This is a genomic window from Novosphingobium sp. Chol11 (assembly GCF_945870625.1).
In the GTDB taxonomy this organism is placed as follows: domain Bacteria; phylum Pseudomonadota; class Alphaproteobacteria; order Sphingomonadales; family Sphingomonadaceae; genus Novosphingobium.
Genome location: NZ_CAMBTS010000033.1, coordinates 15,147 through 28,468, shown reverse-complemented (window position 1 = coordinate 28,468; position 13,322 = coordinate 15,147). Strand labels below are relative to the sequence as shown.

The 13,322-nt window shown below is 63.6% G+C and carries 9 protein-coding genes and 1 pseudogene; 6 read left to right on the top strand and 4 right to left on the bottom strand.

Annotation, left to right across the window (positions count from 1 at the left end; all coding sequences use genetic code 11):
• Window positions 1–181 precede the first annotated feature (181 nt).
• From zapE to Q0O40_RS07815, 3 genes are read right to left on the bottom strand one after another with little or no spacing between them, the layout of a single operon-like run.
• The gene (zapE, locus tag Q0O40_RS07825) at window positions 182–1,297 is read right to left on the bottom strand and encodes a cell division protein ZapE (protein WP_295528320.1); all 1,116 of its coding nucleotides are present in this window, start codon (window positions 1,295–1,297) and stop codon (window positions 182–184) included.
• Between the two features lie 3 nt (window positions 1,298–1,300).
• Window positions 1,301–1,771: a PaaI family thioesterase gene (locus Q0O40_RS07820; protein WP_295528318.1), complete on the bottom strand. Its 471-nt coding sequence runs from the start codon at window positions 1,769–1,771 to the stop codon at window positions 1,301–1,303.
• Window positions 1,772–1,795: 24 nt separating this feature from the next.
• Window positions 1,796–2,578, bottom strand: coding sequence for a succinate dehydrogenase iron-sulfur subunit (locus tag Q0O40_RS07815; RefSeq protein WP_295528316.1), 783 nt, complete (start codon window positions 2,576–2,578; stop codon window positions 1,796–1,798).
• A gap of 175 nt (window positions 2,579–2,753) precedes the next feature.
• Here Q0O40_RS07815 and Q0O40_RS07810 point away from each other — a divergent pair, with 175 nt between their 5' ends.
• From Q0O40_RS07810 to Q0O40_RS07800, 3 genes and pseudogenes are all read left to right on the top strand, one after another.
• On the top strand, window positions 2,754–4,190 hold the full coding sequence (locus Q0O40_RS07810) for a hypothetical protein (protein WP_295528314.1): 1,437 nt from the start codon (window positions 2,754–2,756) through the stop codon (window positions 4,188–4,190).
• Between the two features lie 12 nt (window positions 4,191–4,202).
• Window positions 4,203–4,781, top strand: a pseudogene (locus tag Q0O40_RS07805) (alpha/beta hydrolase family protein); the annotation flags it as partial.
• A 68-nt stretch (window positions 4,782–4,849) separates the two neighbouring features.
• On the top strand, window positions 4,850–5,446 hold the full coding sequence (locus Q0O40_RS07800) for a class I SAM-dependent methyltransferase (protein WP_295528312.1): 597 nt from the start codon (window positions 4,850–4,852) through the stop codon (window positions 5,444–5,446).
• A gap of 74 nt (window positions 5,447–5,520) precedes the next feature.
• On the opposite strand, the gene Q0O40_RS07795 is transcribed toward Q0O40_RS07800, so the two are convergent.
• The gene (locus Q0O40_RS07795) at window positions 5,521–8,448 is read right to left on the bottom strand and encodes a ribonuclease E/G (protein WP_295528310.1); all 2,928 of its coding nucleotides are present in this window, start codon (window positions 8,446–8,448) and stop codon (window positions 5,521–5,523) included.
• A gap of 676 nt (window positions 8,449–9,124) precedes the next feature.
• Between Q0O40_RS07795 and Q0O40_RS07790 the strand changes: the two genes are divergently transcribed.
• From Q0O40_RS07790 to Q0O40_RS07780, 3 genes are all read left to right on the top strand, one after another.
• Window positions 9,125–9,979, top strand: a complete 855-nt coding sequence (locus Q0O40_RS07790; RefSeq protein WP_295528308.1) for an N-acetylmuramoyl-L-alanine amidase — start codon at window positions 9,125–9,127, stop codon at window positions 9,977–9,979.
• Window positions 9,980–10,054: 75 nt separating this feature from the next.
• Window positions 10,055–12,586: a transglycosylase domain-containing protein gene (locus Q0O40_RS07785; protein WP_295528306.1), complete on the top strand. Its 2,532-nt coding sequence runs from the start codon at window positions 10,055–10,057 to the stop codon at window positions 12,584–12,586.
• A gap of 82 nt (window positions 12,587–12,668) precedes the next feature.
• On the top strand, window positions 12,669–13,214 hold the full coding sequence (locus Q0O40_RS07780; RefSeq protein WP_295528304.1) for a peroxiredoxin: 546 nt from the start codon (window positions 12,669–12,671) through the stop codon (window positions 13,212–13,214).
• Window positions 13,215–13,322: the final 108 nt, after the last annotated feature.

The window sequence follows — 13,322 nt, the reverse complement described above, 5'->3', positions numbered from 1 at the left end:
GGAACCTAGGTTCCGGGCTTCGTTTTTTGCCGGCTTTGCTGGAGTTTTAGCGACGGAAACCCCAGAAAACCGGGGCGCTGCTCGGGCTCGAGACAATGCGCCGCAATGGTTTGGAAGCAAGTCCGGGCGCTGCAACCAGTACCCTCATCAGACCCTCCCGAGCCGAATCGGTCTGACCCGGTCAGTCCTCGCCGTGGCCGAGCGCGAGATAATCTCGGCTTTGCATTTCCATCAATCGGCTGATCGTGCGATCGAACTCGAACCGCCCGTCACCGCTGGTGTATAGCTCTTCCGGCAAGGCATCTGCGGTCGCAATCAGCTTGACCTTGTGCTCATAAAGCGCGTCGATCAGTGTGACAAAGCGCGCCGCCTCGTTGCGTTGCTCCGGTCCCAGTTGCGGAATGCCGACCACGATCACCGTGTGATAAGCGCGTGCAATCGCTAGATAATCCGCCGCGCCGCGCGCCCCCGCGCACAAACGCTTGAAGCTGAACACCGCCACGCCTTTGAGGCTTTTGGGCACGTGCAACTGGCGCGCGCCGCCCACATCAAGCTCGCACGAGGGCACGTGCTCGCTATCCTCGGGCGGATAGTCGGTCATCCGGAAAAAAGCCTCGCGCACCGCAGCGGTCGCCTCTGCCCCATTGGGCACATGCCAGGTGCCCACGCCTTGCAAGCGCTGCATCCGATAATCGACCGGGCCGTTGAGCGGCAGCACATCGAGCGCGCGCTCAACCAGCGCGATGAACGGCAGAAAGTGCTCGCGGTTGAGCCCGTCCTTGTAAAGTTCGGAAGGGGCGCGGTTGGAGGTGGTGACCACGGTCACCCCCTCCTGCACGATCATCGCGGTGAACAGGCGGCTCATGATCATCGCATCGGCGCTGTTGTTTACCACCATCTCGTCAAACGCCAGCACGCGGGCCTCGCGCGCGATGGCGGCGGCCACTGGGGGGATGGGATCGCCGCTCTCCTTCTTGCGTTCTTCGCGCAGCCGCGCATGCACTTCGATCATGAACGCGTGGAAATGGACGCGGCGTTTTGATGGAACACGCAAATTGGCGTGAAACAGGTCCATCAGCATAGATTTGCCGCGCCCGACGCCGCCCCAGAGATAGAGCCCGCGCGGGCTAGGCGGGGGCTTTTGGCCAAACAGACGGCTGACCAGACCGGGCGGAGGGGCAGGGGTTTCCAGTTGCACCTGCAATTGATCGAGCTGCGCCGCGGCGGCCGCCTGCTCTGCATCGGGCCGCAATTCGCCTGCGGCCACCAGCTCGGCATAACGCTCGGCAATGCGCATACGCTATCGGCTCGAAGGCTTGCGGACGGTCCCGTTGAAAGCGGCGACCAGATGGTCGCCCTGCTCGACCGTGCCGCGCAGGAACACCAGCCGCCGTGTTTCGCGCAAGACCTCGGCAACGGCATCAAGCGGCTGGCCGACCATACCGGCACCGATGAACTGGGTCGAGAGGTCGAGCGTGACCGAGCCTGCCGCATCGCCTTCGAGCGCATGGCGCATGCAGACAAACAGCGACACATCGATCAACGCCAGCGTGATCGCGCCGTGCACCGCATCGAGCAGATTGCTGTGTTGCTTGCGCGTAAACATCCGCAGCCGCACGGCGGGGTTGCCGCCAGCCAGATCTTCGCGGCGCACGAGCATCGAGCCGAGCACGTACGCATTGAAGCGCTCCTGATCGACCAGATCCCAGCGATACCACCCCGGATGGTCCGGCGATGGTTCGTAGATCAAGCCGACGTTCGTCCGGTCCACCTCAGGTTGCCGTTTGGCGCGCGTTCAGAGCACCCGCTCGGCTTGCATCTTCTTGATCTCGGCGATGGCGCGCGCGGGCGAGAGACCCTTGGGGCACACATTCGCGCAGTTCATGATGGTGTGGCAGCGATAGAGGCGGAACGGATCTTCCAGTTCGTCAAGCCGCTCGCCGGTCATCTCGTCGCGGCTGTCGGCCAGCCAGCGATATGCCTGAAGCAGGATGGCGGGGCCAAGGAACTTGTCCGAATTCCACCAGTAACTGGGGCACGACGTGCTACAGCAGGCGCACAGGATGCATTCATAAAGCCCGTCCAGCTTCTCGCGCTGTTCGGGGCTTTGCAGCCGCTCCTTGCCCGAGGGCGTGGGCGTCACGGTTTGCAGCCAGGGGCGGATCGAGGAATATTGCGCATAGAAATGGGTGAAATCAGGCACAAGGTCCTTGATCACTTCCATGTGCGGCAGCGGGGTGATGCGCACATCGCCTTTGAGGTCGCTGATCGCGGTGGTGCAGGCGAGGCCATTGCGGCCATTGATGTTCATCGCGCAAGAACCGCAAATGCCTTCGCGGCACGAACGGCGGAAGGTCAAGGTCGGATCGCCTTCGCCCTTCATCTTGATCAGTGCATCAAGCACCATCGGCCCGCACTGGTCGAGATCGATATCGAACGAATCATAGCGGGGGTTCTCGCCGCTATCGGGATCGTAACGATAGACCTTGAACTGGCGAATGCGCCCTTGCGTCGGCGAGGGATGATGACGGGCCTTGCCCGAGGTCTTGGAATTCTTGGGGAGCGTGAAGGTCGCCATCGGGCATTCCTAGCTTGGCTTTGCAAACGAACTGAAGCCCACTTAGCGAAACCTTGCCGAGGAGCAAGGGGGCTTTGCGGGCAACCACGCCAATCGGGCGCCCGCCCGGGCAATCGGTGCCAAATTGGCAAGGCCGGAAGGCCCGAGGCTTGCGCTGCTGGGCGCAGCCCATATCATGGCCGGATTCGGGGGGCCGGGCATGCGGATTGCGTTGTTGAAGATTCTGGCCGGCGCTGCCTGCGCCCTGCTCGCGCTGCCGGCGGCGGCGCAGACACCTGCGCCTGCGGCGGTGCAGGCACCCGCGCCTGGGGAGGCGCAGGCCCTCGCGCCTGCAGCGGGCGAACTCGCGCTGGGGGCGGAAGCCTTTGCGGAGATCCCCGCTTTTGAAGGCGTGCAGCTATCGCCCGATGGGACCAAAATTGCCGGAAAGCTGGGTGTGAGCAACCAGCAGGCTATCGGCGTACTTGCACTGATGGGACAAAAGCCGCCGGTGGTCATGGGGCTGATTGATGGCACCGAGGTGCGATGGGTGCGCTGGGTCAACAATCGCCATTTGCTGGTCGGTCTGCAAGCATTGCTGGCTACGGCTGCGACGACTGATCGCACCTATATCTCGCGGTTGATCGCAATCGATACCACCACTTCCAAAGTGACCAAGCTGCTGTGGGACTCGGAAGGGCAGGATGCCGCCGATGTGCTGTGGATGCCGAACGATGGCACCGATGAGATTGTGGTTTCGGCGCAGCACTCGTTCTATGAGGATGGATTTTATCCGACGGTGCACCGCGTCAATGTCGCGACCGGGCGGACGCGAGAAGCGTTGGCAGCGCGTGCCGGGATCATGGATTGGGCTGCCGACGGGAGCGGCGCCGTGCGCATGGGCCAAGGTTACGACGATTCCAAGCGCACATTCCGGCTTGTCTATCGCGGCGAAGGAGGCACGGGCTTTTTCCGCGAGATCGACCGCGCCAATGCCCGCAAGGAAGAGAGCCTGATCCATCCCTTCCTGTTCCTGCCCGGCGGCGATCATGCCTTGGCAGTGCGCATCAACGGTGAGGGGCGCGAGGCCATCTTCGAAGTCGACCTGGCCACGATGCAAAATGTGAAAGAGGTTTATCAGGCGCCCAAGGGGTTCGAAATCGACGGGACCGTGCTCTCGTCTGATCGAACCGCGTTGCTCGGGGTCAGCACCAGCGAGGTTTCGGGGCATATCCATTGGACCGATCCGGAGCTTGCCGAACTGCAAGCCTTGTTTGACAAGGCGGTGAAGGGCAGCACCGCGCATATCGTCAGCTTGAGCGCGGACCGCCAGAGCATGCTGGTCAACCTGCTCGCGCCAAGCACGCCCGGCGCGCTGTATTATTTCAGCCGCGATGGCGGCAAGCTGCTGCGGCTTGGCTATCTGAACCGTACCATCGGCAAGCGCACGCTCGGCCCGGTCAAGGTGATCAAGTACAAGGCGCGCGACGGGCTTGAGATCGAGGCAATCCTGACCACGCCCGCCGGAAAGGAAGCGAAATCGCTGCCCATCGTAATGATGCCGCACGGCGGCCCATGGGGGCAGGATACCGCCACTTGGGATTACATCGCGCAGTTCATCGCAAGCCGCTGATATGCCGTTGTCCAGCCCAATTTTCGCGGTTCGACCGGCTATGGCGCAGAGTTTACGCGCAAGGGCCAAGGGCAGATGGGCCTCGCCATGCAGGATGATATCTCCGATGGACTTGCCTGGGCCGTGCGCGAGGGCATCGCCGATCCGGCGCGGGCCTGCATTGTCGGCGCATCGTATGGCGGTTATGCCGCGATGCGCGGAGTGATCAAGGATCCGGACCTCTACCGCTGCGCCATTTCCATCTCCGGCGTCGCCAACCTGCGGCGCGAGGTCAATGACTTTGGCGGTTACTTCTTCAAAGGCAAATATGCCGATGACTGGAAAAAGATGACCCCCGATTTCGCGGCGGTATCGCCCATCAACGGCATCGCGCAGATCAAGGTGCCGCTGCTACTGATCCATGGCCGCAGAGACGTTACCGTGGATGTGGCGCAATCCGATTCGATGGCGGCCAAGATGCGCGCGGCGGGCAAGGCGGTGGAGTATCTGCCGCTGCCCAAAGCGGACCACTATTTCACCCGCCAGCCTGACCGGCTGATGATGCTGAACGCGATTGGCGACTTTCTGGCGAAGAACAATCCGGCGCCCTAAGCTCGCCGGAATACGAAAACGTTCAAGGGAGTAGGGATTTGGGATTGGGCACATTCTGGGATCGGCATATGGTCCCACGTATCATCCGCGCCTGCTGCGGCGCGCCGGGCATCATGGACTTGCGCGCGCAGCTCGTGCCCCGAGCGCGCGGCGATGTGTTCGAGATCGGCTGCGGCGGCGGATTTAACCAGCAGTTTTATGATGGCACGGCCATCACCAGCTTTGCCGGGATCGATCCCTCGGTAAAGCTGCTGGAATTTGCGCGCGATGAGGCGGAGCGCAAGGGCTGGAAGGCCGATATCCGCGCAGGCGTGGGCGAGGATATCCCGTTCGCCTCGGCCAGTTTCGATACCGTGGTCTGCACTTACACCTTATGCTCGGTCAAGGATCAGCAACAGGTGCTTGGCGAGCTCAAGCGGATCCTGCGGCCCGGCGGGACGTTGCTGTTCCTCGAACATGGCCGCGCGCCCGATGCCCCGGTGCAGCGCTGGCAGGACCGAATCGAACCGCTTTGGAAACCGATTGCCGGGGGATGCCACCTTACCCGTCCGATCACCGCATCTGTGCGCGCGGCGGGCTTCGATGTGCAGCCGCTGGGGCAGGCCTATATGCCCAAATCGCCGCGCTGGGCAGGCTGGATGGAATGGGGCGCAGCGACGCGTTGAGGGCCCCTACCTGAACAAAAAAATCCCCGCCGGATTGCTCAGGCGGGGATCTTTGGAGGTGCTGGGCGTTGCGCCTAGGCGCCGAAGGTGCGCTGCCACCAGCCGCGACGCGGCTCGCCGGTTGGCTGTTCGGCCGTTTCGGCGGACGCTGCGGGTTCTGGCTCAGATGCTGGCTCAGGCTCGGCCATCGTTGCCACCATCTCGCCTGGCGCGCCCTTGGCGACGACTTCAACTGGCGCGTCGTCGGCCTTTTTCCGCCGCACGCGCTTCGGCTTCGCCGCTGCTTCTTCCGCTGCGGGCTCTGCCGCGACTGGTTGGCCAGCGTCCACAATCGGGCCAGCTTCCTCGATCGGGGCTTCGGCAGCCGGGCTTTCGTCCGTTACCGTGTCAACCTTTTTGCGGCGAACGCGCTTGGGCTTGGCTTCCGGCGCGGCTTCAGCCGCTGCGTCCTCGGCGATGGGTTCGGCCACCGGATCGGCCGCCACCTTGCGTCGTGAACGCTTCGGTTTGGCCGGAGCCTCATCCGCCGGAGCTTGCGCTGCGGTTTCGGCCATCACGGGTGCCGGGTCTGCAACCTCGTCGGCCGTCTCGCCGCCAAGGTCTTCACGGGTCTCGGTCTCGCCGACATCGTCGCCCGCATAGTCTCCGTCTTCTGCAGCGTCTTCGGCACCTTCTTCGGTGCCGTTCTCGCCCGGCGCATCGCCGTTCTCGCGGCTGCCGCGACGCCGGCGGCCCCGGCGGCGGCGCTTGCGCGGACCGCGCTCGCCATCGGCTTGCTCGGCGGCGCTGTCCTCGGGGTCGCCCTGGCGATCTTCGGCTTCGCCCGCTTCGGCTTCGTCGCCTTCCGCAGCTTCGCCCGATTCGGCAACGCGCTCGCCATCCTCGTCGCCGCGTTCGCGGCCGCGGCTGCGGCGGCGCTTGCGCCGTTTGCGGCGGGCACCATCGCCCGCGCCATCGCCGCCTTCGCGGTTGCTGGAGCGCTCGCCAGCGGCCTCTTCGCGGTCCTCGGCCTCGTCCTCGTCGTCTGCGCCGTACTCGTCGTCGAGATCATCTTCCTCAGGTTCGAGGATCGGCTCGAAGCGGGGCACGAAATCGGGCTTCGGCCCGCGCGAGGCGACGCGCATCTTGGCGCCTTCGTTCTCGCCTTCGGGCACCACTTCCACCGAAACGCCGTACCGCATCTCGATCTCGGTCAGATCGGCGCGCTTGGCATTGAGCACATAGATCGCGGCCTCCTGGCTGGCGAATAGCGTGATGACGTTGCCCTTGCCCTTGGCCGCTTCATCCTCGATCAAGCGCAGCGCCGACAGCCCTGCCGACGACGCGGTGCGCACCAGACCCGAGCCATCGCAGTGCGGACAGCCGCGGGTGGTTGCTTCGAGCACGCCGGTGCGCAGCCGCTGGCGGCTCATTTCCATCAGGCCAAAGCCCGAAATGCGGCCGACCTGGATGCGCGCGCGGTCATCCCGCAAGGCGTCCTTCATCAGCTTTTCGACCTTGCGGACGTTCGATCCGTATTCCATGTCGATGAAGTCGATCACGACGAGGCCGGCCATGTCGCGCAGGCGCAGCTGGCGGGCAATTTCGCGCGCGGCTTCAAGGTTGGTGTTGAGCGCGGTCGCCTCGATCCCGTGCTCCTTGGTCGAGCGGCCCGAGTTGATGTCGATCGACACCAGCGCCTCGGTCGGGTTGATCACCAGATAGCCGCCCGAGCGCAGCTGCACGACCGGATCATACATCGCTGTCAGCTGATCCTCCGCGCCATAGCGCTGGAACAGCGGCACCGGATCAGCATAAGGCCGCACCCGCTTGACGTGGCTTGGCATCAGCAGCTTCATGAAGTCGCGCGCGGCGCGGCAGCCCTGCTCGCCCTCGACCACGACTTCCTCGATCTCGCGGTTGTAGATGTCGCGGATCGCGCGCTTGATCAGATCGCTGTCCGAATGGATCAGCGCCGGGGCGGTCGATCCTAGCGTCCGTTCGCGGATTTCATCCCATAGCCGCGCGAGATAATCGAAATCGCGCTTGATTTCAGGCTTTGTGCGCTGCAGCCCGGCGGTGCGCACGATGCAGCTCATCGAACGGGGCAGGTCAAGCTCGCCCATGATGGTCTTCAGCCGCTTGCGGTCTGCGGCCGAATTGATCTTGCGGCTGATCCCGCCGCCGTGGCTGGAATTAGGCATCAGCACGCAGTAGCGGCCCGCGAGGCTGAGGTAGCTGGTCAGCGCCGCGCCTTTGTTGCCGCGCTCTTCCTTGACGACCTGCACCAGCAGCACCTGGCGGCGCTGGATGACATCCTGAATCTTGTAGCGGCGGCGCAGCGCCATGCGCTTGGCGCGCAAGTCGTCCGCTTCCTTGGCTTGTCCGCGCCCTTGACGGCGGCCGCGCTTACGGCGGTTCTGCTGGCCCGAGTTGCCGTCGCCTTCGCTATCGCCGTCCCCGTCGCTATCACCGTCATCGCCGGTGCTGTCATCTTCATCGCCGCGCGCGTCATCGTCGCTGCGGCCATCCTCGTGGTCATCGCCGGCATCATCGTCGCCGTCGAAGCCGTTTTCGACCACGCCGCCCTCGATCGTTGCGACGTGATCTTTCTCGGAGGTATCAACTTCGGTAAAGCCTTCGCCGTCATCGAAGTCGTTGTCGTAGCCGTCGTCGCCGTCCAGATCATCGTCTGAGGCTTCATCAGCGGCGCGCAGCGCGGCTTCTTCTTCGGCGTGCGCAGCTTCTTCGGCAAGCAGCGCTTCGCGGTCCTCTTTGGGAATCTGATAGTAGTCGGGATGGATCTCGCTGAAAGCGAGGAAACCATGCCGGTTCCCGCCAAAATCAACGAAAGCGGCCTGCAGCGAAGGCTCGACCCGGGTTACTTTGGCAAGGTAGATATTGCCTTTGATCTGCTTGTGATCAGCGGATTCAAAATCGAACTCTTCAATTCGGTTGCCCTTCAGCACCGCCACCCGGGTTTCTTCCTGGTGGCGCGCATCGATTAGCATGCGCGTTGTCATTATATTTTCTCCAGCCGCGCGGCCGCGGGAGATATCCCGGGAACTGGGCGCGGATTGTTGTGATGGCGCGTTCGCCTTGATCACCGGCACTGGCCGGAGGGGGGCGCTTCGCGGATGCGGATGGTCCGGTTTGCAGCGCGGGCGCATGGCGCTGGCGCTCGCCGCCGGGCGGCGGTTGGTCTGTGTCTGCTGCGATGACGGTCTGCAGAAATCGCTCTGCGCCGGCTCGAATGTGCCCGGCAAACGCCCAGTCCGGACGGTCCCCAAAGGGGCTCCGCAGCTGGACAGTTACACAGATCATCATCACGGCATCAACCTCTAGCGCCGATGCGCTGGCCTGATGGATGCGCTATCGACGACGAATTCCTGACCAGAAACCACAAGCTTTTGCGTGCTTTATGGTATCTCACATGCTTGGCGGGGGCACAAGAAGAGTGCGTCCTGATCGCCAAAGTGAATGCTCACCTGTTCAGGTTGCAACATTGCTAGCACCGCAATTGCAAAGCAGCAATTAAAACAATGTCGGTAGGTTTCTTCCGCCGCCCTGATCCTGCCGCAAGCGGCATTGGGATCCTGCCGCAAGCCGCATGCCGCTTCTGCCAGCGCACATTTGCCGCTTTACCGCGCCAGCCCGGCCATTGCATAGCGTTGCGCAATGGTCGGGCGGTCGCTTTTTATGGCAGGTTGCGCCGCGCTGCTTGGGGCAGTCGCGGCCTGGGCCATCCTTGCGCTGGTCTATGGCATGCAAAGCGCAGGTCCCGCCGTGCGCCTTACCTTGCCCGGCAGCCTTGGCCAGATCGGCCTTCCGGCGGTGGCGGGATCGGCGGATGCCAGCCGCCCGCTGGTTGTTATCGATGCTGGCCACGGCGGACACGACCCCGGGGCCAGCGGCAGGTTCGGCGGCAAGGAGAAGGCAGTCACACTGGCGCTGGCGTTGGCGGTGCGTAATGCGTTGCTGGAAAAGGGCGGCGTGCGCGTGGCGTTGACCCGCGCCGACGATAGGTTCCTGGTGCTCGAAGAGCGCGCCGGAATTGCGCGCCGATTGGGCGCAGACGCGTTTGTTTCGATCCACGCCGATGCGTCGGAAGCCGAGGAAGCCAGCGGGGCGACGATCTATACTTTATCCGATCGCGGATCGGATGCGATCGCCAATCGGTTGGCGCTGAGGGAAAACCGGGCCGACACGGTCAACGGGGTTGCCTTGAACGACAAGTCCGATGTGGTTTCCTCGATCCTCGTCGATCTGGCCCGGCGCCAGATGCGCGCGCGCTCGCAGCGATTTTCGGCGCTGGTGCTGCGCGAGGGGCAGGGGCGGCTGCGCTTTCATTCCGATCCAGAGCGCGAGGCCGCGTTCATCGTGCTCAAATCGCTCGATCTGCCCTCGCTCCTGATCGAGGCGGGATATATCAGCAATTCCGGCGACGCGCGCGATCTCAATGATCCTGCATGGCGCGCGGCGTTCGGCAAAAGCATCGCCTCTGCCATCCAGATCTATCTGGCGCGGCAGGAACCCGCGGCCATCGCGCCTTGAAGCGAGGCGGCCGCCAGCGCAGCTGCAAGATGGTCCCTCTGGCTTCTGCACGAAATGGCATGCTAAAGCCCGCGCATGGCCTCATCACCGCCCTCTCCCGAACCGCGTCTTGCCCATTTCCGTCTGCGCATCCGCCGCGACGCCGCCGGTTTGGCAGGGCGGCTCGGCCGGGCCTGGCGCGCCAGCAAAGTCCTTCGCATGGCCGGTTATGCCGCATTGGCAGCAGCCGCGCTCGGCGCGCTGGTGTGGGTCACGGTCATTCGCACGCTGCCTTCGGCGGACAAGCTGCTGACTTATCAGCCGCCGCTGCCGACAATGGTGCGCGGCGATGATGGCGAGATCGTCTCAAGCTATGCCCGCGAACGGCGGGTGCAACTGCGCTATGTCGATTTTCCCGAGCCGCTGATCGGCGCATTCCTCTCTGCCGAGGACAAGAGCTTCTTCACCCACGGCGGCGTTGATCTGAGCAGTCTGGCGGGCGCGGTGGTCGATTATGCGGCCAAGTTCGGTACCGGCGCGCGCGCGCGCGGCGGCTCGACCATCACCCAGCAGGTGGCCAAGAACATCCTCATCGGCAACGAATATTCGGTTGCGCGCAAGCTCAAGGAAATGATCCTCGCCCGGCGCATCGAAAGCGTGCTGACCAAGCAGCAAATCCTTGAACTCTATCTCAACGAGATCCCGCTTGGCCGCCAGAGCTTTGGCGTGCAGGCTGCCTCGCGCGCCTATTTCGACAGGGATGTCGGCGAATTGAAGCTGCATGAAGCGGCCTTCCTCGCCATCCTGCCCAAAGCGCCCGAGACTTACAGCCGCGCCAAGTTTGCCGGTCGCGCGCTGGAGCGGCGCAATTGGGTGCTGGATCAGATGGTCAAAAACGGCCGCGCGAGCGCCGCCGCCGCCGCCGATGCAAAGGCGCAGCCGCTGGGTCTGGTGCCGCGCCGCGCCGAAAACTATACGGCAGATGCAGGCTATTTCCTTGAGGAAGTGCGCCGCCAATTGATCGAAAAGTTTGGCGAGAAGGCCGAAGATGGCCCAAACAGCGTCTATGCCGGCGGCCTTTGGGTGCGCACCTCGCTCGATACCGGGTTCCAGAAAGCCGCGCAGGACGCGCTACGCGCCGGAATTTTGCGCTACAGCGCCGGGCGCGGGTGGAGCGGCCCGATCGCAACGATCGATCTTGCGCAAGACTGGCAATCTCAATTGATCAGCAGCAACATTTCGATCCGCTATCTCGATTGGCGCATCGGCGTGGTTTTGGAGCGAAGCGGTTTTTCTGGTCGGATCGGATTTGCTGATGGCAGCACCGGCGCGCTCTTTGGTGTGCCAGACCGGATGAAGCCGGGCGATGTGATCGCGGCTGCGCCAAATGGCGGGCAATGGGCCGTGCGCACGGTGCCCGAGGTTTCGGGCGGGATGATCGTGCAGGATCCCCGGAGCGGACGGATCAAGGCGATGCAAGGCGGGTTCGATGCGCGGCTGGGCTCGTTCAATCGCGCCATGCAGGCCAATCGTCAGCCGGGCTCAACGATCAAGCCATTTGTCTATGCGACCGCGCTCGACAACGGCATGACCCCGTCTTCGCAAGTGGTCGATGGCACGTTCTGCGTTTATCAAGGCGCGGCGCTAGGGCAGAAATGCTTCCGCAATTTCGGCAACGAGGGCGGATCGGGCAGCCACACGATGCGCTGGGGCCTCGAACAGTCGCGCAATCTGATGACCGTGCGCGTGGCTAACGATGTCGGCATGGACAAAGTGGTGCGGACGATCAAGGCGGTCGGCATCGGCGATTACAAGCCCTATCTGGCCATGGCGCTGGGCGCTGGCGATACCACCGTGGCGCGCATGGTGAACGCTTATGCAGCGCTGGCCGATCATGGCGTCCAGCACGATCAGACGGTGATCGATTATGTGCAGGACCGCCGCGGCAAGGTGGTCTGGCGCGCCGACAACCGTCCTTGCACCGCCTGCAACATGGCGCAGTGGGATGGCCGTCCGATGCCGCGCCCGGCTTCGCGCGGGCGGCAAGTGATCGACGCGCGCACCGCGTATCAGGTGGTGCACATGCTCGAAGGCGTGGTCGTGCGCGGCACTGCCGAAACGCTGCGCGATCTCAAATTGCCGCTGTTCGGCAAGACCGGCACCACCTCGGGTCCGACCAACGTTTGGTTCGTCGGCGGCTCGCCCGATCTGATCTCGGGCATTTATCTGGGATATGATCAGCCGCGCAGCCTCGGCGGTTATGCCCAGGGCGGACGCATTGCGGCGCCGATTTTCAAACAGTTTGTCGAGGCCACGCGGGCACGCTGGAGCGACACGCCCGCCAGCGTGCCCGCCGGCGTGCGCATGGTGCGCGTTGACCGGGTTTCCGGCCGACGTGTGTTCGAGGGTGTCCCGGCCGACAATGAACGCAAGGCGGGCGTGATCTGGGAGGCATTCAAGCCAGATACCGAGCCGCGCCGCACCGCGCGCGACGGCAGCGATCTGTCCACCCGCAGCGCGGTGCTCGATGTGCTGCGGCGCGCGCGCGCTGCGCAGACGGGCGCGCCTGTCGCCGAACCCGATGTGGCCGAAGACACCGTCGTGGTTGAGGAGCAGGCCGGGATCTAGCGCCTGATGACATAGTCGTGATGATATAGGATTGCCCAAGATGCCGGTTTCAGCTTTCGCTTGGGCCTGCTATAAGCTAGATATGAACACTCGCACTCTTGCCGTCTTTGCGGCCTTCGCCCTGTTCGTTCCCGCTGCTGCGCATGCTGAATTGCCGCAAGGCACCAAAGCACCGGCCTTTTCGGCCCCCGGCGCGCTGGCGGGCAAACCGTTTACGTTCGATCTTCAGGCAGCGCTGAAGCGTGGACCCGTAGTGCTGTATTTCTACCCCAAGGCGTTCACGCAAGGGTGCACCCTCGAAGCGCATGCGTTTGCTGAAAACAGCGGCAAGTTCGCGCAGGCAGGCGCCACCGTGGTCGGCATGTCCAACGATGACATCCCTACGCTGCAGCGCTTTTCGACTGAGGAGTGCCGCGACAAGTTTGCCGTTGCTGCAGCCTCAAAGGAAGTGATCAAGGCTTATGACGTTGATCTGAAAGCCGTCGGTATCTCGACCGGGTATACCAAGCGTACCAGCTATGTGATCAACCAAGCGGGCAAGATCGTGCTGGTTCACTCCGACATGGATTACCGTGACCATGTGAAGCTCACTTTGGCAGCGGTGCAGAAAATCCACGGTTCGCACTGAATTTCCGGCGATAAAGTGGTCCCAGCGCGGCCGCGCGCCGGGCAAGCCTTGCCAGAGCGCGCTTTACTTGGCGCGCCGCTGCGCTAAGCGGCGTGGTTATTGTATCAC

Excerpts from the sequence above, each read along its gene's own strand:
- zapE (WP_295528320.1), bottom strand. The coding sequence starts at position 1,297 with ATGCGCATTGCCGAGCGTTATGCCGAGCTGGTGGCCGCAGGCGAATTG.
- Q0O40_RS07815 (WP_295528316.1), bottom strand. The coding sequence starts at position 2,578 with ATGGCGACCTTCACGCTCCCCAAGAATTCCAAGACCTCGGGCAAGGCC.
- Q0O40_RS07810 (WP_295528314.1), top strand. The coding sequence starts at position 2,754 with ATGGCCGGATTCGGGGGGCCGGGCATGCGGATTGCGTTGTTGAAGATT.
- Q0O40_RS07800 (WP_295528312.1), top strand. The coding sequence starts at position 4,850 with ATGGTCCCACGTATCATCCGCGCCTGCTGCGGCGCGCCGGGCATCATG.
- Q0O40_RS07795 (WP_295528310.1), bottom strand. The coding sequence starts at position 8,448 with ATGACAACGCGCATGCTAATCGATGCGCGCCACCAGGAAGAAACCCGG.
- Q0O40_RS07790 (WP_295528308.1), top strand. The coding sequence starts at position 9,125 with ATGGCAGGTTGCGCCGCGCTGCTTGGGGCAGTCGCGGCCTGGGCCATC.
- Q0O40_RS07785 (WP_295528306.1), top strand. The coding sequence starts at position 10,055 with ATGGCCTCATCACCGCCCTCTCCCGAACCGCGTCTTGCCCATTTCCGT.
- Q0O40_RS07780 (WP_295528304.1), top strand. The coding sequence starts at position 12,669 with ATGAACACTCGCACTCTTGCCGTCTTTGCGGCCTTCGCCCTGTTCGTT.